Origin of the sequence: Streptomyces sp. SKN60 (genome assembly GCF_026236535.1) — a bacterium.
GTDB lineage: Bacteria > Actinomycetota > Actinomycetes > Streptomycetales > Streptomycetaceae > Streptomyces.
The window spans coordinates 279,095-302,844 of the sequence record NZ_JAHTMW010000010.1 but is presented as its reverse complement, the minus strand read 5'-3'; the positions used below and the strand labels follow the sequence as shown (position 1 = coordinate 302,844).

The following is a 23,750-nucleotide window of genomic DNA, read 5'->3' as shown; positions in this document are numbered from 1 at the left end:
CGCCTCCCCCCACTCCGCCGAGTGAACAGGGGTCCGACACGCCCGCTCCCACCTGCGGGTTCGTGTCCGGACGGCAGGGGCCGTCGCACAGGGGGGTGTGGACCTCGTATGGTCTTCTCCGTGTTGGAGGAGATGCGGATACGGTCGCTCGGGGTCATCGACGACGCGGTCGTCGAGCTGTCGCCCGGATTCACCGCGGTGACCGGTGAGACCGGTGCGGGCAAGACGATGGTCGTCACCAGCCTGGGGCTGCTGCTCGGCGGGCGCGCCGATCCGGCGTTGGTGCGGATCGGGGCGGGGTCGGCGGTCGTCGAGGGGCGGATCACGCTGCCGCCGGGCGCGCCGGTCGCCGCGCGGGCCGAGGAGGCGGGGGCGGAGCTCGACGAAGGGGCGCTGCTCGTCAGCCGTACCGTGTCGGCGGAGGGCCGGTCGCGGGCGCACCTGGGCGGGCGTTCGGTGCCGGTCGGGCTGCTGGCCGAGCTGGCCGACGAGCTGGTCGCCGTACACGGGCAGACCGACCAGCAGGGCCTGCTGAAGCCGGCCCGGCAGCGGGGCGCCCTTGACCGGTACGCGGGGGACGCGGTGGCCGTGCCGCTCGCCGCGTACGGCGAGGCGTACCGGCGGCTGCGGGCCGTCGCCGTCGAGCTGGAGGAGATCACCACCCGGGCCCGGGAGCGGGCCCAGGAGGCGGATCTGCTGCGCTTCGGGCTCGCCGAGATCGAGGCCGTGGAGCCCCGCGCGGGCGAGGACGCCGAGCTGGCCGCCGAGGCGGAGCGGCTCGGGCACGCCGAGTCCCTGGCCTCCGCCGCCGCGCTCGCGCACGCCGCGCTGGCGGGCCAGCCGGAGGACCCGGAGGCCGTGGACGCGACCACGCTGGTCGCGGGTGCGGGCCGGGCCCTGGAGGCCGTACGGGCGCACGATCCGGCGCTCGCCGCGCTCGCCGACCGGATGGGGGAGATCTCCATCCTGCTCTCGGACGTGGCCGGGGAACTGGCCGGGTACGCGGACAACCTGGACGCCGACCCGCTGCGGCTCGCCGCCGTGGAGGAGCGGCGCGCCGCGCTGACGCAGCTCACCCGGAAGTACGGCGAGGACGTGTCCGCCGTGCTCGCCTGGGCCGAGCAGAGCGCGACCCGGCTGACCGAGCTGGACGGCGACGACGAGCGCGTGACCGAGCTGACCGCCGAGCGGGACCGGCTGCGCGACGAACTGTCGGCGCTCGCCCAGCGTCTGACGGACGCCCGGACGGAGGCGGCGGACCGGTTCGCCGGGGCCGTCACCGCCGAGCTGGCCTCGCTCGCCATGCCGCACGCGCGCGTGTCGTTCGCGATCCGGCAGACCGAGGACCCGGACGGCGTCGAGGTCGGCGGCCGGCGGGTCGCCTACACCCCGTCCGGCGCCGACGAGGTCGAGCTGCTGCTCGCCCCGCACCCGGGCGCGCCGCCGCGGCCGATCGCCAAGGGCGCGTCGGGTGGTGAGCTGTCCCGGGTGATGCTCGCCGTCGAGGTGGTCTTCGCGGGTACGGACCCGGTGCCGACGTATCTCTTCGACGAGGTCGACGCGGGCGTCGGCGGCAAGGCGGCGGTGGAGATCGGCCGCCGGCTCGCCAAGCTGGCGAGGACCGCGCAGGTCGTGGTGGTGACCCACCTTCCGCAGGTGGCCGCCTTCGCCGACCGGCAGCTGCTCGTGGAGAAGACCAACGACGGCTCCGTGACCCGCTCCGGCGTCACCGTCCTGGAGGGTGAGGACCGGGTGCGCGAGCTGTCCCGGATGCTGGCCGGCCAGGAGGACTCCGAGACGGCGCGGGCGCACGCGGAGGAACTGCTCGCGGCGGCGCGGGCGGACGCCTGATGTCGTCGCCGGGAAAGCGTTCGGGTCGCCAGGGCGGGCGCCTGACGGCTTCTCCGGGAAACCGTTCGGGCGGGCGCCTGATGTCGTCGTCGGGAGACGGAGACCGCCTGGCCGGTGTCGTCGAACGGGTCGTCCGCTTCGGCATCGCGTTCGGCGCGACCCGGGCGGCGTACGGGCGGCTGCGGAGCCGGCCGCCCGGCAATCCGGCCAGCTGGGAGCGGACCAACCACGCCGGGCGGACCGTGCACACCCAGGCCGGGGCCGCGGCCGCCGGCGGGGCCGTGCTCACCGCGCTGCCCTCGGTGCCGGCCGCGCTCGCGACCACGGCCGGGGCGGTCTGCGGGCGTTACGACGACCTGCGCGGCGACGAACGCCGGGGCTTCCGGGCCCATCTGACGGCGCTGCGGGGCGGCGAGGTCACCAGCGGGGCCGTGAAGCTGTTCGGGATCGGCGCCGCCGGGCTCGCGGCCGGGGCGCTGCTCAAGGAACGGCCGCTTGACAAGGTGCTCGCCGGGGTGGTCGTGGCCGGGACGGCGCACCTCGTCAACCTGGTGGACGTACGGCCGGGGCGCGCCGCCCTGCTCGTGCTCGGGCTCGGCGCGCCGGGCCTGCTGCGCGGGTCGCTCGCCGCAGCGCCGATGGGGGCCGCGGCCGCCGTGCTCGGCGACGATCTGGCCGAGCGCACGATGCTGGGGGACATGGGCGCGCACGCGCTCGGGGCGTCGCTCGGTACCGCTGTCGCCGCCGCCAACGGGCGGTTCGGCCTTGCCGTGCACGCGGCCGGGCTGGTGGCCGCGGCGGCGTACGGGGAGCGCGTGAGCGAGTTCGCGCGCGAGGGCGCACGCCCCTGCGCTCACCCGTGTGAGTGATCCCGGTCGGTAAGTTGCTGCAGCCGACCCGGAACGCGGCGACTTCGGTGCCGGAACGTGCGTACGGACTGGCATCCTTGGGCGCGTGACACAGCTCCGTACGGTCCAAGTGCTGGGCGGCGGCAGCGCGGGCAGCAGCGCGCACGTCAGATCACTTGCCTCGGGGCTGGTGGCGAGGGGCGTGCGGGTGACCGTGTGCGCCCCGCCGGAACTCGACCACGCCTACGACTTCCAGGGCGCGGGCGCCCGTCTCGTGCCGGTCCCGCGGCAGGGCGGCCCCGCGGCCGTCGCCGCGCTGCGCAACGCCTTCATCGGCGCCGACATCGTGCACGCGCACGGCCTCGACGCCTCGGTGCGGGCCTCCCTCGCGCTGGCCGGGGCCGCCGCCGTGCCGCCCACGCCGCTGGTCACCACCTGGCACACCCGCAGCCGGGCCGCGGGGGCGCGCGCCCGGCTCGTACGCCTCCTGGAGCGGCGGACCGTGCGGGCGGCCGCGGTCGTCCTCGGCACCTCCTCCGAACTCGTCGACCGGGCCCGGCGGCGCGGCGCCCGCGACGCCCGGCTCGCGCCGGTCACCGTGCCGGCCTCGCGCGCCCCCGTCTGCCTCCACGACGGCAAGGCGCGGGCCGAACTCGGTGCCGTGGACCGGCCGTTGCTGATGGCGGTCGGCGCGCTGGAACCGGGGCGGGGATACGGGATGCTGCTCGACGCGGCCCGTACGTGGCGGGACCTGGACCCGCAGCCGCTGCTCGTCATCGCGGGCGAGGGGCCCGAACGGGCGCCGTTGCAGCGGCGGATCGAGGACGAGGGGCTCGCGGTCCGGCTCATCGGGCGCCGCGAGGACGTCGCCGAACTCCTCGCCGCCGCCGACATCGCCGTCCTGCCCTCCCGCTGGGAGGCCCGCTCCCTGCTCGCCCAGGAGGCCCTGCGGCTCGGCGTCCCGCTGGTCGCCACGGCCGTCGGCGGCGTGCCCGAACTGGTCGGCGACGCCGCCGAACTGGTGCCGTACGGCGACGCGGCCGCGCTCGCGGAGACGGTGCGGGGGCTGCTCGACGACGCCGATCGGAGGTCGGACCTGGCGGCGGCGGGGCGGGTGCAGGCGGGGACGTGGCCGACGGAGGATCAGACGATCGCGCACGTCCTGAGCGTGTACGACGAGCTGTCGGCCCGGTGACCTTTCCCCCACCCCGCCCCTTCCCGGAACTCTGACGAGACCCGGGGGCTCCGCCCCCTGGCCCCCGGCGGGGGCGGCAGCTTCGCGCCGCCGGGCGAGGCGGTGGCCCGCCATGGGGGGGCGGGACGGGGCCGGATCTGAGTAGTTGGCGAGGCCCCGGGGGTTCGGCCCCCGCCCCGAAGGCGGCAGCTCCGCGCCGCCGGGGCCGCCGGGGCCCTGCGAGTCCGGAGCCCGGGGGCTTGTCCCGCCTGGAGGGCGGCGGCTTCGCGCCGCCGGGCCGGGGAGCGGGCACGCTCAGCCCGTGTGCCGGCGTGCTCTCAGGGCCAGGCTCAGGGCCAGGACCGTTTGGGGGTCGTCCAGGTCGGTGCCGAGGAGTTCGGAGATGCGGGCGAGGCGGTTGTAGAGGGTTTGGCGGTTGAGGTGGAGTTCGCGGGCGGTTTCCGCCTTGCGGCCCGCGTGGGCGAGGTAGGTCTCCAGGGTGGGGAGGAGTGGGGGGCGTGAGGTGCGGTCGTGGTCGCGGAGGGGGCCGATGGCGCGGTCGACGAAGGCGGCCAGGTCGGGGTGGTCGCGCAGGCGCCACAGGAGCAGGTCGGTGTCGAGGCGGCGGGCGTCGTACCAGGGGAGTTCCGAGAGGCCCTGCGCGGCGGTGGCCGTTTCCGCCGCGTGGCGCAGGCCCGCGGAGGCGGCGGCCCAGCCGCCGGCGACGCCGACCACGACGACCGGCGGGTGCGTGCCCGCCCGCTCCAGGCCGGCCCGTTCCACGCCGGCCCGGAGCGCGGCGGCGACCCGGTCGGCGACGGCGGTGCGCTCGGACTCGGAGCGCAGGCCGAGCAGGAGCGGCACCCGGCCCTCGACCGGGCGTACGCCGAGCAGGACGGGGACGCCGACCGAGGCGAGTTCCTCCAGGACGGCGCGGGCGAGCAGCGCCCAGTTGCCGGAGGGCGCCAGTTCGGAGGCGAGGCGCATCACCACCGGGAGCAGCGGGCCGTCGCCGGGTTTGAAGCCGAGTACGCGGGCCTGGGCCGGGGCGTCCTCGGCGGAGATCCGGCCCTCGGCGAGGTCGGTGAGGAAGTCGCCGCGGCCGCGCGCGGCCAGCTCCTCCTCCTGCCGGGCCTGCATGAGGACGACCGCGAGCAGCCCGGCGGCCCGCTCGGCGGCCATCCGGTGCACGGGGGAGAGCGGGGAGGAGACGGCGAGGAGCACCAGGCGGGCCCGGACCGACGCGCTGCCCGGGCCGCCGCCCGGCACGTCCACGAGGACCGCGCCCGTCGGCGGGCCGGACTCGCGGGCGGCGCGCTGCCCGCGCAGCCCGTCCCACACCTGGAGCGGGTCGGCGGGCTCGGAGTCGGTGCCCGCCGCGTAGAGCAGCTGTCCGTCGGGGGTCTCCAGGAAGACCGGGTTGAGCGCGAAGTCGGCGAGGATCCGCAGCACCTGCGGGACCCCGCCGCCGCCGAGGAGGGCGGCGGTGCACTGGTGATGCACCTCCTCGGCCTGCCGGAGCAGCGCGTAGTGCCCGTTGACGATCTCGGTGTGGATCTCCTCCGTCACCGCGACGAAGGGGACCTCGCGGTGGAGCTGGACGAGGGGGAGACCCGCCGAACGGGCGGTTTCGACGATGGTCGCCGGCAGGCGGGCGAACCGCGGGCCCAGCTCGACCACGAGGGCCGCGATGCCGCGCTCGGCGAGCCGGCGCACGAAGGCCCGCTGCTCGGCGGGCCGGGTGCCCAGGCCCAGACCGGTGGTGAGCAGCAGCTCGCCGCCCTTGAGCAGCGAGGCGATGTTCGGCACCTCGCCCGCGTGCACCCAGCGCACGGTGCGGTGCAGCCGGTCGGCGCCCGCCACGACCTCCGGGAGACCGCTGCGCAGACCCGGAAGCTCGAGTGCCCGCTGCACGGTGATCCCGCCCTGACGTTCCATGGTCCGGACGCTACCCGCGTCGGTGTTTCCGCGACATCACCCGGGCGTCACAGGGCCGGACAGTTCGTCCAGCGGGGCGACAACTCGTCGCCCCGTGGCGGGAATTGTGCGACCGCCTGTCGCTTGTGGCCTACGTCACGTACGAGGATGCTCTCGCGCCATGGCAGAGAACCCCAACCCGACGGGGCCCCAGGCTCCCCAGGCCCCACAAGCCACCCCAGCCGCCCCAGCGGCCCCGGCCCCCGAGGTCCACCGGCTCAAGGCGAACTCGGTCGGCCTCGTCGGAGTCGTCTTCATGGCGGTCGCCACGGCCGCCCCGATCACCGCGATGACCGGCAACCTCCCCATCGCCGTCGGCTTCGGCAACGGCACCGGAGCCCCCGCCGGCTATCTCTTCGCGACCGTCGTCCTCACCGTCTTCTCGGTCGGCTATGTCGCCATGGCCAAGCGGATCACCGCCGCCGGCGCCTTCTACGGCTACATCTCGCACGGCCTCGGCCGGATCGCCGGCATGGCCTCCGGCATGCTCGCCGTCCTCGCGTACATCGTCTTCGAGGCGTCCATCGTCGGCGTCTTCGCCTACTTCGCCAAGACCACCGTGGCCGCCCAACTCGGCGTGGACCTGCCGTGGATCGGCTACGCGGCGGCCATGCTCGCGGTCACCGCCGTCCTGTCGTACTTCGACATCAACCTCACCGCCAAGGCGCTCGGCGTGATGCTGGTGGCCGAGATCGCGGTGCTGTTCGCGGTCGCCACCGCCGTACTGATCGCCGGCGGCGGCCCCGACGGCATCCCGGCGGAGCCGATCAACCCGAAGAACGCCTTCACCGGCGCCTCCGCCGGCCTCGGTCTGTTCTTCGCCTTCTGGTCGTGGGTCGGCTTCGAGTCCACCGCCATGTACGGGGAGGAGTCCCGCGACCCCAAGCGGGTCATCCCGCGCGCCACCCTCATCTCCGTGATCGGCGTCGGCCTCTTCTACATCTACGTCTCGTGGATGACCATCGCCGGCAACGGGCTCGCCGGCTCGGTCAAGCTGTCCTCCTCGGCCAGCCCCCTCGACCTGTTCTTCGCGCCCACCGAGTCCTTCATCGGCGGCTGGGCCGTCGACGCCTTCCAGTGGCTGCTGCTCACCGGCTCCTTCGCCTGCGGCATGGCCTTCCACCAGTGCGCCGCCCGCTATCTGTACGCGATCGGCCGCGAGGGCTTCCTGCACCCGGCGCTCGGGCGCACCCACCCGAAGCACGGTTCGCCGTACCTCGCCTCCTTCACGCAGAGCGTCATCGCCGTCGTCCTCGTCGGCGCGTTCTGGCTCACCGGCCAGGACCCCTACATCCACCTCTACACACTGCTCGCGATCCTCGGCACGATGGCGATCCTCATCGTGCAGACCCTCTGCTCCTTCGCCGTCATCGGCTACTTCCGCCGGAACCACCCCGAGGACCGGCACTGGTTCAAGACCTTCACCGCGCCGCTGCTCGGCGGGGTCGGCATGATCGCCGTCGTCGTGCTGCTGGTCATGAACATGGAGACGGCGGCCGGGCTCGCCGCCGACTCCCTCTTCTTCAAGGCCATCCCGTGGATCGTCGGGTTCGTCTTCTTCGGCGGCCTCGGCCTCGGGCTCTACCTCAAGGCCCGGCGCCCCGAGCGCTACGAGATCATCGGCCGGATCGTCCTGGAGGACGCCGCCGAGCGCGCCGACGACACCGCTGACCCGGACCCGGACCCGGACCCGGCCCCCGCGCCCGTACCGCAGAGCTGACCCCTCACCCCCATCCCTCCAGGAGCGCCCCATGGCACGCACCAACCCGATGCACCTCCTGAAGCACCTCGCCGCCGAGCACGTCGACGCCCGACGGCTGGACATCCCCGTGGCCGAACTGCGCGGACTGCGGGCCAACGCCGTCGGCCGCCGCACCCTCCTCAAGTACGCCGCCGCGGCCGGCATCGCCGTCTCCGCCGGGACGGCCGTGGCCGCCCCGGCGGTCGCCAAGGCCGTCACCCCCGCCGGCGGCGCCCGGATCGCCGTCGTCGGAGCCGGCATCGCCGGCCTCACCGCCGCCCTCACCCTCCAGGACGCCGGACTCAGCCCGGTCCTGTACGAGGCGAACCCGAGCCGGGTCGGCGGCCGCATGTGGACCCAGCGCGAGCACTGGGCGTACGGGCAGACCTCCGAGATCGGCGGCGAGCTCATCGACACCAGCCACAAGAAGATCCTCGAACTCTGCCGCCGCTTCGGCCTCGCCACCGAGGACTTCCTCGGCGGCGGACCCAACGGAGCCGAGGAGGTCCTCTGGTTCGACGGCGCCTACTATCCGCGGGAACAGGCCGACGAGGACTTCAACGCGGTCTACCAGCAGCTGCACCGCGACCTGCTCGACGCGGGCGAGGTCAAGTGGAACCAGACCACGCCCACCGGCACCGCCCTCGACGACATGACGCTGTACGACTGGATCGAGAGCCGGGTCCCCGGCGGGCACGCCTCACCGCTCGGCCGGTTCTTCGACGTCGCCTACAACGTCGAGTACGGCGCCGACACCGTCGACCAGTCCTCGCTCGCCCTGGTGCTGCTCATGGGCTACCAGACCAATCCGGGCCGCTTCAACATCTGGGGCCTGTCCAACGAGCGCTACCACGTCGTCGGCGGCAACGACCGGCTGCCGAACGCCGTCGCCGGGGCCCTCAAGCCCGGCACCCTGCATATGGGCTGGTCCCTCGACGCCGTACGGGCCAACGCCGACGGCACCCAGACCCTCACGTTCACCGAGGCCGGCAGCACCCGGACGGTCACCGCCGACCACACCGTCCTGTGCGTACCGCTGCCCGTCCTCCAGCGGCTCGACCTCTCCCGGGCCGGCTTCGACCCGCGGATGAGCAACCTGCTGCGGGACGCGCGGATGGGCTACTGCACCAAGCTCAACATGCAGTTCGCCACCCGCCCCTGGCGCGGCACCGGCCCCTGGCCCGGGGTCTCCGCCGGCGACTGCTTCACCGACACCGAGGTCCAGCAGACCTGGGACACCACCAAGGTCCAGGGCGGCACCGGCGGCATCCTCATCCAGTACGGCGGCGGCAGCCTGGCCCGGAACCTGAGCCCCGCGGGCCCCTTCTCCACCGAGTCCGACCCGTACGTCCGGGACCTCGTCGCCCGCTACCTGAAGGGCATCGACGCCTTCTTCCCCGGCACCTCGAAGTCGTACACCGGGCGCGCCCAGCTCTCCACCTGGCACGAGAACCCGTACTCCCTCGGCGCCTACTCCTACTGGCCGGTGGGCTACCTCCACCGTTACGCCGGCTACGAGGGCACCGCCCAGGGCAACGTCCACATCGGCGGCGAGCACTGCTCGTACGACTTCCAGGGCTTCATGGAAGGCGGCGCCACCGAGGGCGAGCGGGCCGCCCGGGAGGTGATCGCCGCCCTCACGTGACGCCCTCGGCCGAGTCAGGCGGCGGCCGGCGCGATGTTGTGGTTGAAGCGGAAGACGTTGGCAGGGTCGTAGGCGGCCTTGACCCGGGCCAGGCGCCGGTAGTTCTCGGCGCCGAAGCCCTCGACCACCCGCTGCCGGCCCTCGTCGCCCGTGAAGTTCAGGTACACCGCGCCGATCGACCAGGGCTGGGCGTCGGCGCGGACGTCCCGCACCCACTGGATCGCGCGTTCGTCGTCGGCCGGGTCCTCCCACACCGCGAAGGGGTGCACACCCCAGGCCGCGGGCCGCCACGGGATCGGGAACTCGGCCGGGCCACGGGCCACCTGGCCGCCCAGCGGGAACAGCACGTGCTGCATGCCCGAGGGCACGATCATCCCGGCCGAACGGGCGCAGAACACGTCGACGGCGGGGTCCGGGAAGCCTGACAGATACTCCGCCGACCAGTAGTTCCGCATCCCCGGCGGGTCGTCCAGCATGCACTGGAAGTCGGCGTACGGGAGGTCCATGAGCAGCTCCACCGACGGCTTCAGCGCGTACAGCGGCGCCGCGAACTCGCGGACCTCGGACGCCGGACCGGCCCAGGTCACCAGTGCGCCCGCGAGCAGCGTGCCCTGGAGCTCCTCCGGGATGAACTCCTCGGGCGGCGCGTTGAGATAGATCCCGCCGCCGCCGGCCTCGTCCGGCGCGTCCGTCAGCAGGTCCCGGTAGGCGCGGATCACCTCGGGGCCCGCCTCCTTCGGGAACAGCAGCATCACGAAGGAGAACTCCGGCAGGGGGTGTACCCGCAGCGTCATCGAGGTGACCACCCCGAAGTTCCCGCCGCCGCCGTGCAGCGCCCAGAACAGCTCCGCGTTCTCCTCGGCGTCCGCGTGCACGTGGTGGCCCTCGGCCGTCACCAGCTCCACGGCCAGCAGATTGTCGCAGGCGAGCCCGAACTTCCGCTCCAGCCAGCCCGACCCGCCGCCCAGCGTGAACCCACCGACCCCGGTCGTGGACGCCCGTCCGCCGGTCACCGCCACATGGAAGGGCTGGCACGCCCGGTCCAGATGGCTCATCGTCGCCCCGCCCGCGACCCGTACCGTCATGTGCTCAGGGTCGGCCACCACGGCGTGCATCCGCCGCAGGTCCACCACGAGCCCGCCGTCGTTGAGCGCGGCCCCGGCCACACTGTGCCCGCCCCCGCGCACCGCGATCGGCAGCCCGGCGTCCTGCCCGAACAGGACCGCGTTGATGACGTCCTCATGCGTCTCGCACTGGGCGATGACCGCGGGTCGCCGGTCGATCATCGCGTTGAAGACGACCCTGGCCTCTTCGTAGCCCGGATCGCCCGGCACGTACACGTCGCCGGCGATGTCCTCGCGCAGTCCCGCGAGGGCGCTGTCAGGAGTGATGGTGCGGGGAGCCATGGGGGTGCCCCCCTTTCGTGACGGAGGGGGGTCAGGACCCTTTCATCGTAGGTCCGGCCCCCCGGGCGCGCCCCTCAGCCCCGCTAGCCCCCGTACGCCCCGCTCGCCGTCAGCCGCAGCGCCGTGTCGATCAGCGGGACGTGGCTGAAGGCCTGCGGGAAGTTGCCGACCTGGCGCTGCAGGCGGGCGTCCCACTCCTCGGCGAGCAGACCCAGGTCGTTGCGGAGCGAGAGCAGCTTCTCGAAGAGCTTGCGGGCCTCGTCGACCCGGCCGATCATCGCCAGGTCGTCGGCCAGCCAGAACGAGCAGGCGAGGAACGCGCCCTCGTCGCCCTCCAGGCCGTCCACGCCCGCCTCCTCGCCGGCCGTCGGGTAGCGGAGCACGAAGCCGTCCTCCGTGGACAGCTCGCGCTGGATCGCCTCGATCGTGCCGATGACGCGCTTGTCGTCCGGCGGCAGGAAGCCCATCTGCGGGATCAGCAGCAGCGAGGCGTCCAGCTCCTGCGAGCCGTAGGACTGGGTGAAGGTGTTGCGCTCCTTGTCGTAGCCCTTCTCGCAGACGTCCCGGTGGATCTCGTCGCGCAGCTCGCGCCAGCGCTCCAGCGGGCCGTCCGCGTCGCCGGACTCGATCAGCTTGATCGTGCGGTCCACCGCCACCCAGGCCATCACCTTGGAGTGGGTGAAGTGGCGGCGCGGGCCGCGCACCTCCCAGATGCCCTCGTCGGGCTGGTCCCAGTTCTTCTCCAGGTAGTTGATCAGCTTGATCTGCAGGAGGGAGGCGTAGTCGTTGCGGGACAGGCCCGTCATGTGCGCCAGGTGCAGGGCCTCGGTGACCTCGCCGTACACGTCCAGCTGGAGCTGGTTCGCGGCGCCGTTGCCGACCCGGACCGGGCCGGAGTTCTCGTACCCCGGCAGCCAGTCCAGCTCCGCCTCGCCGAGCTCCCGCTCGCCGGCGATGCCGTACATGATCTGCAGGTTCTCCGGGTCGCCCGCGACGGCGCGGAGCAGCCAGTCCCGCCAGGCGCGGGCCTCCTCGCGGTAGCCGGTGCGCAGCATCGAGGAGAGGGTGATCGCCGCGTCCCGCAGCCAGGTGTAGCGGTAGTCCCAGTTCCGTACGCCGCCGATCTCCTCCGGCAGCGAGGTGGTCGGCGCGGCCACGATCCCGCCGGTCGGCGCGTACGTCAGCGCCTTCAGGGTGATCAGCGAGCGGACCACCGCCTCCCGGTAGGGGCCGTGGTACGTGCAGTGCTCCACCCACTCGCGCCAGAACTCGACGGTCGCCTCCAGCGAGCCCTCCGGGTCCGGCAGCGGCGGCGGCTCCTTGTGCGAGGGCTGCCAGGAGAGCGTGAAGGTGATCCGGTCCCCGGGCGTGACGGTGAACTCGGAGTACGTGGTGAGGTCCTTGCCGTGGGTCTCGGCGTCGGCGTCCAGCCACACCGAGTCCGGCCCGGCGACGGCGACCGTCCGCTCGCCCACCTTGTGCACCCAGGGCACCACCCGCCCGTAGCTGAACCGCATGCGCAGCGAGGAGCGCATCCGCACCCGGCCGCTGACTCCCTCGACGATCCGGATCAGCTGCGGCGCCCCGTCGCGCGGGGGCATGAAATCGGTCACCCGGACCGTGCCGCGCGGGGTGTCCCACTCGGACTCCAGGACGAGCGAGTCGCCCCGGTAGCGGCGCCGGTCGGCGGGGGCCGCGGGCGCGCCCTCGGGGACCGCGGGGCCGACCCGCCAGAAGCCGTGCTCCTCGGTCCCGAGCAGTCCCGCGAAGACTGCGTGGGAATCGAAGCGGGGCAGGCAGAGCCAGTCGACACTGCCGTCCCGGCAGACCAGGGCGGCGGTCTGCATGTCTCCGATGAGTGCGTAATCCTCGATGCGCCCGGCCACGTGCTTCACTCCAGATCGAACGGCCACGTCCGCCCCACGGGGCGACGGTTACGGTCAGCGGTCAAGGGATCGTTGACGAGCTCTTCGTACCGGTGACTTGGCGGGGGTGGTGCCGTGCCGGTCCGGCTCGGCAGCGCGTGTCCGAGCAGGATACGACGCACCCTAGTGACCGGCGGCGCCGATCTTGCAACGGCGCTGAGCCGATCGGGTGAATGGGTCTTGACCTCGACCGAAAACCCTCCTTGCCCTGTGCGGCTCCCTCGCCGACCGTGTGCACCCGACTGCCGCGTGTGGCCGGAAGCGGTCTCCCGATGTCGCTGATACCCTGGTACCCCGTGGACCGGTGGGAAACGGCGACAGCCGAGGACCCCGAAACCGCAGCGACGGCACCCCCCGATTCTTCCGGAGGGGACGCCGGTACGCACTTCCAGAACGCGACCACGGGAGCCCCCTCTTGGCGATGCCGCCCAACACCACGACGACCAAGCACATCTTCGTCACCGGGGGTGTCGCCTCCTCCCTCGGCAAGGGCCTGACCGCCTCCAGCCTGGGTGCGCTCCTCAAGGCCCGGGGCCTGCGGGTCACGATGCAGAAGCTCGACCCGTACCTGAACGTCGACCCGGGCACGATGAACCCCTTCCAGCACGGCGAGGTGTTCGTCACCAACGACGGCGCCGAGACCGACCTGGACATCGGCCACTACGAGCGCTTCCTCGACGTCGACCTCGACGGCTCGGCCAACGTCACCACCGGCCAGGTCTACTCGCAGGTCATCGCCAAGGAGCGGCGCGGCGAGTACCTCGGCGACACCGTGCAGGTCATCCCGCACATCACCAACGAGATCAAGTCCCGGATCCGCCGCATGGCGACCGACGACGTCGACGTCGTCATCACCGAGGTCGGCGGCACGGTCGGCGACATCGAGTCGCTGCCGTTCCTGGAGACCGTCCGCCAGGTCCGCCACGAGGTCGGCCGCGACAACGTCTTCGTCGTGCACATCTCGCTGCTGCCCTACATCGGCCCGTCCGGCGAGCTGAAGACCAAGCCGACCCAGCACTCCGTCGCCGCCCTGCGCAACATCGGCATCCAGCCCGACGCGATCGTGCTGCGCGCCGACCGCGAGGTCCCGACCGCCATCAAGCGCAAGATCTCGCTGATGTGCGACGTCGACGAGGCCGCCGTGGTCGCCGCCATCGACGCCCCGTCGATCTACGACATCCCGAAGGTGCTGCACACCGAGGGCCTGGACGCCTATGTCGTCCGCAAGCTCGACCTGCCCTTCCGCGACGTGGACTGGACCGTCTGGGAGGACCTCCTGGACCGCGTCCACAACCCCGACCACGAGGTCACCGTCGCGCTCGTCGGCAAGTACATCGACCTGCCCGACGCCTATCTGTCGGTGACCGAGGCCATGCGCGCCGGCGGCTTCGCCAACAAGGCCCGGGTCAAGGTCAAGTGGGTCACCTCCGACGACTGCAAGACCCCGGCCGGCGCCGAGCAGCAGCTCGGCGACTGCGACGCGATCCTCGTCCCCGGCGGCTTCGGCGACCGCGGCGTGGCCGGCAAGGTCGGCGCGATCCGCTACGCCCGCGAGAACAAGGTGCCGCTGCTCGGCATCTGCCTGGGCCTGCAGTGCATCGTGATCGAGGCCGCCCGCAACCTGGCCGACATCCCCGAGGCCAACTCCACCGAGTTCGACCCGGCCACCGCGCACCCCGTCGTCTCGACGATGGAGGAGCAGCTGGCGTACGTCGAGGGCGCCGGCGACCTGGGCGGAACGATGCGCCTGGGCCTCTACCCGGCCAAGCTCGCCGAGGGCTCGGTGGTCCGCGAGACCTACGCGGACGAGCCGTACGTCGAGGAGCGCCACCGTCACCGCTACGAGGTGAACAACGCGTACCGCGCGGAGCTGGAGAAGAAGGCCGGTCTGGTCTTCTCCGGCACCTCCCCGGACAACAAGCTCGTCGAGTTCGTCGAGTACCCGAAGGACGTGCACCCCTACCTGGTCGCCACCCAGGCGCACCCGGAGCTCAAGTCCCGCCCGACCCGCCCGCACCCGCTGTTCGCGGGCCTGGTGAAGGCGGCCGTCGAGCGCAAGACGGGCAAGCCGGCCCAGTAGTCCACGGGCGTTAACGTTGCCGGGGTACGGGTCCCTCACGGGACGCGTACCCCGGCTTTCGTACGCGGTCATGTGGGAGGACTACTGATGCAGGTGCAGGACACCCCGGAGGAGTGGCAGGTCGTCGCCACCACCACCCCCTTCAAGGGCAACAAGACGAGTGTCCGCACGGACGACGTGGTCATGCCGGACGGCACGGTCGCCCGCCGCGACTACCAGGTCCACCCCGGCTCGGTCGCGGTCGTCGCCCTCGACGAGCAGGACCGGGTGCTGCTGCTCAAGCAGTACCGTCACCCGGTGAAGCAGAAGCTGTGGGAGATCCCGGCCGGACTGCTCGACGTGCCCGGCGAGAACCCGCTGCACGCCGCCCAGCGCGAGCTGTACGAGGAGGCCCACGTCAAGGCCGAGGACTGGCGGGTCCTCACCGACGTCTACACCACGCCCGGCGGCTGTGACGAGGCCGTGCGGATCTTCCTGGCCCGCGACCTCGCCGAGGCGGAGGGGGAGCGGTACGAGGTCTCCGACGAGGAGGCCGACATGGAGTTCGCCCGGGTCCCGCTGGCCGAGCTGGTCCGCGGTGTGCTCGCGGGCGAGCTGCACAACAACTGCCTGGTGGTGGGCGTGCTCTCGCTGATGGCGGCCCGCACCGGCGACGGCCTGGACGCGCTGCGCCCGGCGGACGCGGAGTGGCCGGCCCGGCCGTTCGAGGCGTAGCCGGTACGAGGGAGGGGGCGGGGGATCCCGCCCGCGCCCTTCGCCCGCCGCCGGTCCGACAATCCACTGATCCGATCGGGCGATTCGTCCGCCGCGCTCCGCCGGATCCGTGCCGTGGCCTGAACTACGCTCGTGATCGCCCGTGCGGAGCCCCCCGCGGGATGGTCGTGCGCAGGTGGACGGGAGAGTGGCCCGTGACGGATCAGGCGGTTGGGGGTCCCCCCGGACGAAGCCTGGAGCAGGTCGGCGCCTCGCGGTTCTACGGTCGCCAGCGGGAGTTGAAGGCGCTGCGGGCCGACATCGAACGCACCGGCCTCGACACCCTCACCGGCCGCAAGGCCCCCCGCGCCCGGGTCCTGCTGATCGCGGGCAAGCCCGGCTCGGGGCGGACCGCGCTCGCCGAGGAACTGGTCGGCGGGCTCGCCGCCGACTACCCCGACGGGGTGTTCCGGACCCGGCTCACCGAGCCCGGCGGCGACCCCGTCCCCACCGCCCGCGCCGCCCGGGAACTGCTCGCCGCGCTCGGCGTCGAGGAGCCCCCGGGCGCCGCCGAGGACGAGCTGACCGCCCTGGTCCGCACCGCCTTCACCGGGCGCCGGGCGCTGCTGCTGCTCGACGACGCCGTCGACGCCGAACAGGTCGACCCGCTGCTCCCGGACAACCCCGACGCCCTGGTGGTGGGCGTGGCCCGGGGCCCGCTCACCGGCATCCCGGACGTGCGGCCCTGCACGGTCGGCGGCCTCGACCCCAAGTCGGCCATCGAACTGCTCACCGCCTTCACCGGCTCCGTCCGGGTCACCGTCGACCCGCAGGCCGCCGAGAGCCTGGCCGAGGAGTGCGGCGGACTGCCCGCGGCGCTCGTCCTGGCCGGCGGCTGGCTCGCCGCCCGGCCCAACGCCTCGGTCGCCGACCTCACCAAGCGGCTGCGCGGGCTGACCGGCGATCCGGTCGAGCGGACCTTCGCCCTGGTGCACGAGGCGCTGCCGCAGCCGGCCGCCCGGATACTGCGTCATCTGGCGCTCGCCCCGCTCGGCCGGGCCGACGCCCACACCGCCTCCGCGCTCGCCGGCTGCTCGGTGTCCGCCGCGGCGACCACCCTCGCGGACTTCGCCGCGCTCGGTCTCGTACGGGAGGTGCCCGGCGGGGACGGGCAGTACGAGGTGGGCGGGCACCTGGTGCCGCTGCTGCGCGAGCGGCTGACCGAGCTCGACCGGCCGGCCGAGGTGCAGCTGGCCCGGGCCCGGATGCTGGAGCGGACCGTGCGGCTGCTGCAGTCCGCCCGCGCCGTCACCGAACCCGAGGGCTCCCCGGCCCGCCGCAAGCTCGCCGGGCTGCCCCGCGCGCTGCGCTTCCCGAACACGGCGACCGCCCGGGCCTGGCTGGACGGCCGGCGTCCGGTGCTGCTCGCCGCGGCCCGGCTCGCCGTCGCCGACGGGGAGCTCGACACCCTGGCCCGGCGGCTGATCGCGGCCCTGGTCCGGGCGCTCACCGCGCACCGGGGCGCCGAGGCCGCAGCCCCCGACCTCTACGGGCTGCACCGCCTGGTCCTGGACGTCGCCGAGCGGCGCGGATTGCACCGGGAGCAGGCCGCGGCCCTGCTCAACCTGGCCGACCTGGACGCCAGGACCGGACGCACCGAGGACGCTCTGCAACGATATCGGTCGGCTTTGGACGCCGGAAGGCGAGCAAATGATCCGTACGCGACCGGCCGCGCAATGGAATCCGTAGGTGGGGCCTATCAGGAGCTGGGGGACTGGCAGCGGGCCGGCGACTGGTACGGGCGCGCCCTCGCCCAGCGCCTCGCCCGCGACGAGCGCGCCGACCAGGCCCGGCTCTACGGCCGGCTCGGCGCGGTGCACACCTATGCGGGCCGCTACGGGGAGGCGCTGCGCAACTGGCGCGCCGCCGCCGCGGGCTACCGGCGGCTCGCCGATCTCCCGGGCTACGCACGGGCGTTGAGCGAGGCGGCCCGGGTCCAGGAGTACGCGGGCCGGCCCGAGGAGAGCCTGCGGACCTGCGAGGAGGCGGTCGACTGGGCCCGGCGTGCCCAGGACGTACGGCTGCAGGCGGCGCTCCAGCTCAGGCTGGCCGACACCCTGGACCGGCTCGGCGACCCCGCGGCGGCCCGGCTGCACCGGTCCGCGGCCGAAAGACTCCTTGGAAGCGGTTCCTCCGCCTGCGAAATCCGCAGTGCTTCTGAAGAAGATTAGTGCTTTGCAAGGCTAGACAGCGGGAACTCCTTCATTAGACTGGTTGCGCCGCGATCGACCGCGGTCTGTCCCGGTGCGCGGTAGTGCATCCGGGTATGTATCGCAGTGCACCCCCGTTTCCCCCGATTCAAGGACCGTGATCGACGATGAAGGTCGGCATCCCCCGCGAGGTCAAGAACAACGAGTTCCGCGTGGCCATCACCCCCGCCGGTGTCCACGAGCTCGTCCGCAACGGACACCAGGTCTTCGTCGAGCAGAACGCCGGTGTCGGCTCCTCGATCACGGACGAGGAGTACGTGTCGGCCGGCGCCGAGATCCTCGCCACCGCCGACGAGGTCTGGGCCACCGCCGACCTGCTGCTCAAGGTCAAGGAGCCGATCGCGGAGGAGTACCACCGCCTCCGCAAGGACCAGACGCTCTTCACCTACCTGCACCTCGCCGCCTCCAAGGAGTGCACCGACGCGCTCCTCGAGTCCGGCACCACCGCCATCGCCTACGAGACGGTCGAGACCGCCAACCGCGCGCTCCCGCTGCTCGCCCCGATGTCCGAGGTCGCGGGCCGGCTGGCCCCGCAGGTCGGCGCCTACCACCTGATGCGCTCGGCCGGCGGCCGCGGCGTGCTCCCCGGCGGCGTCCCCGGCACCCACGCCGGCGAGTGCGTCGTCATCGGCGGCGGCGTCTCCGGCTGGAACGCCGTGCAGATCGCCATCGGCCTGGGCTTCCACGTGACCCTGCTCGACAAGGACATCAACAAGCTCCGCGAGGCCGACAAGATCTTCGGCACCAAGGTGAAGACGATCGTCTCCAACGCCTTCGAGCTGGAGAAGGCCGTCATCGAGGCCGACCTCGTCGTCGGCGCCGTCCTCATCCCGGGCGCCAAGGCCCCGAAGCTGGTCACCAACGAGCTCGTCGCCAAGATGAAGCCCGGAAGTGTCCTTGTCGACATTGCCATCGACCAGGGCGGCTGCTTCGAGGACTCCCACCCGACCACCCACGCCGAGCCGACCTTCCAGGTCCACAACTCGGTCTTCTACTGCGTCGCCAACATGCCCGGCGCGGTCCCGAACACCTCCACCTACGCCCTCACCAACGCCACGCTGCCCTACATCGTGTCGCTGGCGAACAACGGCTGGGTCGAGGCGCTGCGCCGCGACGCCGCGCTCGCCAAGGGTCTCAACACCCATGAGGGCAAGGTCGTTTACCGCGAGGTCGCCGAGGCCCACGGCTACGACCACGTCGAGCTGGCCAGCCTCCTGGGCTGATCGGACGGACGGCTGTCAACATCCGCCGTCAACCCCGCGCACCGGGCCGGACCTTGTCGAGCAAGGTCCGGCCCGATGTGTGTCCGGCCACGTTCCGACGCCCGGTCAACTCGCCTCGAACGTAACTCTTTAACCGTTTCGCGCACCCCTGAAACGTACGGTTCCCTGCCTGCGCACCCTTGACAGCGGGGTGTTCGGTTGCCGACACATCGGGCCGGGTCCGGCGGATTGTGTTGCTGCGGAGCGGTGACACGCCATAGAGTCGCCAACCGTCGGCATGGTGCCACGCTGACCTATCGATAAATGTTCCTGGTCAATCCAAGGAGGTAAGACGACTTGTGAATGAGTCGACATTTACTCCCGAGGGTGCCCAGCCAGGAGCCCCGATCGGCTCCGTCGCGGTGCGGACCTTCGCGACGCACCAGACCATGACGCCAGCCCATACGATGAAGATGACGGACGGCCTACACGTGAACGCCACGGCCGGCAACGAGATGGGCCGAGAGTCCACCCACTTCGCCGCCTTTGACGAGGTGCCCGAGGGGCACTTCTACGACCCCGACGCCGAGTACGAGCCCGATCCGGAGTACGCGGCCACCCTCGCACCCGACGCTGCCCGCCAGCGCCGCGAGCGGATCGGCCCCACCGGACGGCCCCTGCCGTACTTCCCGATCCCGGGCCCGCTGACCGACCACGGACCCGCGAAGATCATCGCGATGTGCAACCAGAAGGGCGGCGTCGGCAAGACCACGTCGACCATCAACCTGGGCGCCGCACTCGCCGAGTACGGACGGCGGGTGCTGCTCGTCGACTTCGACCCGCAGGGAGCCCTGTCGGTCGGCCTCGGCGTGAACCCCATGGAGCTCGACCTCACCGTCTACAACCTGCTCATGGAGCGGGGCATGTCGGCGGACGAGGTGCTGCTCAAGACCGCGGTCCCCAACATGGACCTGCTGCCGAGCAACATCGACCTGTCGGCCGCCGAGGTCCAGCTGGTCTCCGAGGTCGCGCGCGAGTCCACGCTGCAGCGCGCCCTCAAGCCGCTGATGAACGACTACGACTACATCGTGATCGACTGTCAGCCCTCGCTCGGCCTGCTCACCGTCAACGCCCTGACGGCCGCTCACAAGGTCATCGTGCCGCTGGAGTGCGAGTTCTTCGCGCTGCGCGGCGTGGCGCTGCTCACCGAGACGATCGAGAAGGTCCAGGAGCGGCTCAACCCCGAGCTGGAACTCGACGGCATCCTCGCCACGATGTACGACTCGCGGACGGTGCACTCGCGCGAGGTGCTCGCGCGCGTCGTCGAGGCCTTCGACGACCACGTGTACCACACGGTGATCGGCCGGACCGTGCGCTTCCCGGAGACCACCGTCGCCGGCGAGCCCATCACCACGTACGCCTCGAACAGCGTGGGCGCCGCGGCCTACCGTCAGCTCGCCAGGGAGGTGCTCGCCCGGTGTCACGCCGAGTGAGTCTGCCCGGCGCCGACGAGCTGTTCCGTACGACCGGGGGCATGGGGCTGCAGTCCTCCTCGCCGCGCCGGACCGTTCCGCCTCCGGCGGGCGAGAGCGACTCGGCCGCGGCCGGCGGCGCGTCGGCCGAGGGATCCGCCGAGCACGCGGCCGCCGACGCCGAGCCGACGGAGCCGCGCGCCCGGACGGCGGACCCGAAGGCCGCGGCTCCGGCCGCCGCCTCCTCCGCCACTCCGGCCCAGGCCCGGCGGCGGGCCCGCGCCGCCAGCCGGCGCCCCAGCGGGCGCGAGCGCCACGACGAGAAGATCACGGTCTACGTCTCCGCCGAGGAGCTGATGGACCTGGAGCACGCGCGCCTGGTGCTGCGCGGCGAGCACGGCCTCGCGGTCGACCGCGGCCGGATCGTCCGCGAGGCGGTCGCGGTGGTCCTCGCGGACCTGGAGTCCCGCGGCGACGCGAGCATCCTCGTGCGCCGCCTGCGCGGCCGCTGACGGTAGCCTGCGGAGCTGCCGCACCCCCGCTCCACCAGGACCCCGATGCCCCCTCCCTCTGACGAAACGTCCCGCCCGCCCCGCCGCCGCGCCCTGGGGCGCGGGCCGGGGGCGGGGCCGATGCCGGTGGCGGAGCCGGATCCGGAGCCGGAGCCGCCCGTGGTGGCGGAGCCCGTACCCGTACGGGTGGAGGCGGAGCCCGAGCCCGAGCCCGAGGCCGTACGGGTGGAGCCCGAGGTCCCTGAGCCCCTGGAGGCCGCTCCCGAGACCTCCGAGGGCGGTGACGGGCGCTTCACCGTGCGGCTCGCGAACTTCGAGGGGCCGTTCGATCTGCTGCTCCAGCTGATCGCCAAGCACAAGATGGACGTCACCGAGGTCGCGCTGTCCAAGGTGACCGACGAGTTCATGGCGCACATCCGCGCCATGGGGCCCGACTGGGACCTCGACCAGACCACCGAGTTCCTGGTGGTCGCGGCGACCCTGCTCGATCTGAAGGCCGCGCGGCTGCTGCCCGCCGCCGAGGTCGAGGACGAGGCGGACCTCGCGCTCCTGGAGGCCCGGGACCTGCTCTTCGCGCGGCTGCTGCAGTACCGCGCGTACAAGCGGATCGCGGAGATCCTCGCCGAGCGCTGGGAGAGCGAGGGCCGGCGGTATCCGCGCACCGTCGGTCTGGAGCCGCACCACGCCGAGCTGCTGCCCGAGGTCGTCATCTCCATCGGCGCCGAGGGCTTCGCCAGGCTGGCCGTGAAGGCCATGCAGCCCAAGGCCAAGCCGCAGGTGTACGTCGACCACATCCACGCCCCGCTGGTCAGCGTGCGCGAGCAGGCGGGCATCGTGGTCGCGCTGCTGCGCGAGCGCGGCACGCTCAGCTTCCGCGAGCTGGTGGCCGGCACCGACGACACCCTGACGGTCGTGGCCCGCTTCCTGGCCCTCCTGGAGCTCTACCGGGAGAAGGCCGTCGCCCTCGACCAGGAGACCGCCCTCGGGGACCTCACCGTGTCCTGGACGGGCGGCGAGACGGGCACGGCGGCCGCCGCCGTCACCGACGAATTCGATCAGGAGGACGCCCCGTGAGCGATCTCAAGCCCGCCCTCGAAGCCGTCCTCATGGTCGTCGACGAGCCCGTCACCGAGGAGCGGCTCGCCAAGGCCCTCGACCGCACACCGCGCGAGGTCGCGCTCGCGCTGCGCGAGCTCGCCGACGAGTACGCCGTCCAGGGCCGCGGCTTCGAGCTGCGCGTGGTCGCCGGCGGCTGGCGCTACTACACCCGCGCCGAGCACGCCGCCGCCGTCGAGGCCTTCGTCCTGGACGGGCAGCAGGCCCGGCTCACCCAGGCGGCCCTGGAGACCCTGGCGGTCGTCGCGTACCGCCAGCCGGTCAGCCGTTCCCGGGTCTCGGCGGTGCGCGGGGTGAACTGCGACGGGGTCATGCGCACCCTGCTCCAGCGCGGTCTGGTGGAGGAGGCGGGCGCGGAACCCGAAACAGGTGCGATCCTGTACAGGACGACGAACTACTTCCTGGAGCGGATGGGCCTGCGCGGCCTGGACGAGCTCCCGGAGCTCGCGCCCTTCCTCCCCGAGGCGGAAGCGGTCGAGGCGGACTCCCTGGAAGGCGTCCCGTCGTTCGACCCCGACGCAGACGACGGCGCCGGGCACGCAGACGAGACAACGGAAGTTTGATGCGAAGCAGCAGCGGCAGGAACAGCGGAAACAACGGCGGGAGCCGTGGTGCCAAGAGCGGCGGCCGCGGCAACTACCGGGGCGCGGGCAACAACCGCGACGAGCGCGGCGGCCAGGGCCGTCCGAGCGGCCAGGGCGGCGGTCAGGGCCGTCCGAGCGGCCAGGGCGGCGGCCAGGGCGGCGGTCAGGGCGCCGGCCGTCCGCGCCGGCCCCGCCCCGAGGACCGCCAGTACGACGTGGACATGCCCTCGTCCGGCGGCGGCGCCCCGAAGCGCGGGCGCGGCGACGCGGCCCGCGGCGGCGCCAAGGGCGGCCCCAAGCAGTCCCCGAAGCGCGGCGGCGGCCGCACGGCGCCGGCCCGCTCGCGCGAGTACGAGGCCCGCGCGGAGGAGCGCAACCGCGAGCGGTACGCGAACAAGCCCCAGATCAAGACCCCGAAGACCTTCCCGGGCGCCGAGCAGGAGGGCGAGCGGCTGCAGAAGGTCCTCGCCCGCGCCGGCTACGGCTCGCGGCGCGCCTGCGAGGAGCTGATCGAGCAGGCCCGCGTCGAGGTCAACGGCGAGATCGTCCTGGAGCAGGGCCTCCGGGTGAAGGACTCCGACGAGATCCGGGTCGACGGCCTGACGGTGGCGACGCAGTCGTACCAGTTCTTCGCGCTGAACAAGCCGGAGGGCGTCGTCTCCACGATGGAGGACCCCGACGGCCGCCAGTGCCTCGGCGACTACGTCACCAACCGCGAGACCCGGCTCTTCCACGTCGGCCGGCTCGACACGGAGACGGAGGGCATCATCCTGCTCACCAACCACGGTGAGCTGGCCCACCGTCTCACCCACCCCAAGTACGGCGTGAAGAAGACCTACCTGGCCGCCATCACCGGCCCGCTGCCCCGCGAGGTCGGCAAGCGGCTCAAGGACGGCATCGAGCTGGAGGACGGCTACGCGCGCGCCGACCACTTCCGGGTGGTCGAGCAGACCGGCAAGAACTACCTGGTCGAGGTCGTGCTGCACGAGGGCCGCAAGCACATCGTGCGCCGGATGCTCGCCGAGGCGGGCTTCCCGGTCGAGAAGCTGGTGCGCACCGCCTTCGGCCCGATCACCCTGGGCGACCAGAAGTCGGGCTGGCTGCGCCGGCTCAGCAACACCGAGGTCGGCATGCTGATGAAGGAAGTCGGCCTGTAGCCGTACCCGTCCCGTAGGACACGAGAGGCCCGTGACCGCCCGCAAGGCGGTCACGGGCCCTTTGCCGTTCGCCTGCGCCCCCCGTTTTCGCACTTGT

The 23,750-nt window shown here is 73.0% G+C and carries 17 protein-coding genes; 14 read left to right on the top strand and 3 right to left on the bottom strand.

All coding sequences use genetic code 11. The features are described from left to right. Nucleotides 1-108 precede the first annotated feature (108 nt). The 3 genes from recN to KV205_RS19330 all read left to right on the top strand — a co-directional run bounded on the left by recN (nucleotide 109) and on the right by KV205_RS19330 (nucleotide 3,894). The gene (gene recN / locus KV205_RS19340) at nucleotides 109-1,851 is read left to right on the top strand and encodes a DNA repair protein RecN (RefSeq protein ID WP_265865667.1); all 1,743 of its coding nucleotides are present in this window, start codon (nucleotides 109-111) and stop codon (nucleotides 1,849-1,851) included. Between the two features lie 80 nt (nucleotides 1,852-1,931). After that, the gene (locus KV205_RS19335) at nucleotides 1,932-2,720 is read left to right on the top strand and encodes a hypothetical protein (protein WP_265865666.1); all 789 of its coding nucleotides are present in this window, start codon (nucleotides 1,932-1,934) and stop codon (nucleotides 2,718-2,720) included. 85 nt (nucleotides 2,721-2,805) lie between these two features. Beyond that, nucleotides 2,806-3,894, top strand: a complete 1,089-nt coding sequence (locus tag KV205_RS19330) for a glycosyltransferase family 4 protein (protein ID WP_265865665.1) — start codon at nucleotides 2,806-2,808, stop codon at nucleotides 3,892-3,894. Nucleotides 3,895-4,188: 294 nt separating this feature from the next. On the opposite strand, the gene KV205_RS19325 is transcribed toward KV205_RS19330, so the two are convergent. Then, nucleotides 4,189-5,811, bottom strand: coding sequence for a PucR family transcriptional regulator (locus KV205_RS19325; RefSeq protein ID WP_265865664.1), 1,623 nt, complete (start codon nucleotides 5,809-5,811; stop codon nucleotides 4,189-4,191). Between the two features lie 160 nt (nucleotides 5,812-5,971). On the opposite strand from KV205_RS19325, the gene KV205_RS19320 reads away from it, so the two are divergent. Both KV205_RS19320 and KV205_RS19315 read left to right on the top strand, forming a co-directional pair. Continuing rightward, nucleotides 5,972-7,570, top strand: a complete 1,599-nt coding sequence (locus KV205_RS19320; RefSeq protein WP_374214691.1) for an APC family permease — start codon at nucleotides 5,972-5,974, stop codon at nucleotides 7,568-7,570. A gap of 31 nt (nucleotides 7,571-7,601) precedes the next feature. Then, the gene (locus KV205_RS19315) at nucleotides 7,602-9,236 is read left to right on the top strand and encodes an NAD(P)/FAD-dependent oxidoreductase (RefSeq protein WP_265865663.1); all 1,635 of its coding nucleotides are present in this window, start codon (nucleotides 7,602-7,604) and stop codon (nucleotides 9,234-9,236) included. 14 nt (nucleotides 9,237-9,250) lie between these two features. On the opposite strand, the gene KV205_RS19310 is transcribed toward KV205_RS19315, so the two are convergent. Further along, nucleotides 9,251-10,642: an FAD-binding oxidoreductase gene (locus KV205_RS19310; RefSeq protein WP_265865662.1), complete on the bottom strand. Its 1,392-nt coding sequence runs from the start codon at nucleotides 10,640-10,642 to the stop codon at nucleotides 9,251-9,253. Between the two features lie 83 nt (nucleotides 10,643-10,725). Next, a complete protein-coding gene (locus KV205_RS19305) occupies nucleotides 10,726-12,528 on the bottom strand; it encodes a glycoside hydrolase family 15 protein (protein WP_265865661.1) in 1,803 nt (600 codons plus the stop codon). Nucleotides 12,529-12,988: 460 nt separating this feature from the next. Between KV205_RS19305 and KV205_RS19300 the strand changes: the two genes are divergently transcribed. From KV205_RS19300 to KV205_RS19260, 9 genes are all read left to right on the top strand, one after another. After that, a complete protein-coding gene (locus KV205_RS19300; RefSeq protein ID WP_265865698.1) occupies nucleotides 12,989-14,647 on the top strand; it encodes a CTP synthase in 1,659 nt (552 codons plus the stop codon). A gap of 87 nt (nucleotides 14,648-14,734) precedes the next feature. Further along, nucleotides 14,735-15,361, top strand: coding sequence for an NUDIX hydrolase (locus KV205_RS19295; protein WP_265865660.1), 627 nt, complete (start codon nucleotides 14,735-14,737; stop codon nucleotides 15,359-15,361). A 194-nt stretch (nucleotides 15,362-15,555) separates the two neighbouring features. Further along, complete coding sequence (locus KV205_RS19290) at nucleotides 15,556-17,571, top strand: tetratricopeptide repeat protein (protein ID WP_374214690.1); 2,016 nt, start codon at nucleotides 15,556-15,558, stop codon at nucleotides 17,569-17,571. Nucleotides 17,572-17,717: 146 nt separating this feature from the next. Further along, the gene (gene ald / locus KV205_RS19285; protein WP_265865658.1) at nucleotides 17,718-18,833 is read left to right on the top strand and encodes an alanine dehydrogenase; all 1,116 of its coding nucleotides are present in this window, start codon (nucleotides 17,718-17,720) and stop codon (nucleotides 18,831-18,833) included. 446 nt (nucleotides 18,834-19,279) lie between these two features. Further along, nucleotides 19,280-20,305 (top strand): ParA family protein, encoded by a 1,026-nt coding sequence (locus KV205_RS19280; protein ID WP_265865697.1) that lies wholly within the window; start codon nucleotides 19,280-19,282, stop codon nucleotides 20,303-20,305. Beyond that, on the top strand, nucleotides 20,302-20,796 hold the full coding sequence (locus KV205_RS19275; protein ID WP_265865696.1) for a hypothetical protein: 495 nt from the start codon (nucleotides 20,302-20,304) through the stop codon (nucleotides 20,794-20,796). Before KV205_RS19280 ends, KV205_RS19275 begins: the two co-directional genes overlap by 4 nt. 45 nt (nucleotides 20,797-20,841) lie before the next feature. Continuing rightward, nucleotides 20,842-21,870, top strand: coding sequence for a ScpA family protein (locus tag KV205_RS19270; protein WP_265865657.1), 1,029 nt, complete (start codon nucleotides 20,842-20,844; stop codon nucleotides 21,868-21,870). Nucleotides 21,871-21,902: 32 nt separating this feature from the next. After that, nucleotides 21,903-22,475, top strand: coding sequence for an SMC-Scp complex subunit ScpB (scpB, locus tag KV205_RS19265; RefSeq protein WP_265865694.1), 573 nt, complete (start codon nucleotides 21,903-21,905; stop codon nucleotides 22,473-22,475). Further along, a complete protein-coding gene (locus tag KV205_RS19260; RefSeq protein ID WP_265865656.1) occupies nucleotides 22,475-23,653 on the top strand; it encodes a pseudouridine synthase in 1,179 nt (392 codons plus the stop codon). The genes scpB and KV205_RS19260 overlap by 1 nt, the downstream gene beginning before the upstream one ends. The last annotated feature ends 97 nt before the right edge of the window (nucleotides 23,654-23,750 follow it).

Coding starts and splice junctions, on each gene's coding strand:
- recN (WP_265865667.1), top strand. CDS start 109: ATGGTCTTCTCCGTGTTGGAGGAGATGCGGATACGGTCGCTCGGGGTC.
- KV205_RS19335 (WP_265865666.1), top strand. CDS start 1,932: ATGTCGTCGTCGGGAGACGGAGACCGCCTGGCCGGTGTCGTCGAACGG.
- KV205_RS19325 (WP_265865664.1), bottom strand. CDS start 5,811: ATGGAACGTCAGGGCGGGATCACCGTGCAGCGGGCACTCGAGCTTCCG.
- KV205_RS19320 (WP_374214691.1), top strand. CDS start 5,972: ATGGCAGAGAACCCCAACCCGACGGGGCCCCAGGCTCCCCAGGCCCCA.
- KV205_RS19315 (WP_265865663.1), top strand. CDS start 7,602: ATGGCACGCACCAACCCGATGCACCTCCTGAAGCACCTCGCCGCCGAG.
- KV205_RS19310 (WP_265865662.1), bottom strand. CDS start 10,642: ATGGCTCCCCGCACCATCACTCCTGACAGCGCCCTCGCGGGACTGCGC.
- KV205_RS19300 (WP_265865698.1), top strand. CDS start 12,989: ATGCCGCCCAACACCACGACGACCAAGCACATCTTCGTCACCGGGGGT.
- KV205_RS19295 (WP_265865660.1), top strand. CDS start 14,735: ATGCAGGTGCAGGACACCCCGGAGGAGTGGCAGGTCGTCGCCACCACC.
- ald (WP_265865658.1), top strand. CDS start 17,718: ATGAAGGTCGGCATCCCCCGCGAGGTCAAGAACAACGAGTTCCGCGTG.
- KV205_RS19280 (WP_265865697.1), top strand. CDS start 19,280: ATGAAGATGACGGACGGCCTACACGTGAACGCCACGGCCGGCAACGAG.
- KV205_RS19270 (WP_265865657.1), top strand. CDS start 20,842: ATGCCCCCTCCCTCTGACGAAACGTCCCGCCCGCCCCGCCGCCGCGCC.
- scpB (WP_265865694.1), top strand. CDS start 21,903: ATGGTCGTCGACGAGCCCGTCACCGAGGAGCGGCTCGCCAAGGCCCTC.
- KV205_RS19260 (WP_265865656.1), top strand. CDS start 22,475: ATGCGAAGCAGCAGCGGCAGGAACAGCGGAAACAACGGCGGGAGCCGT.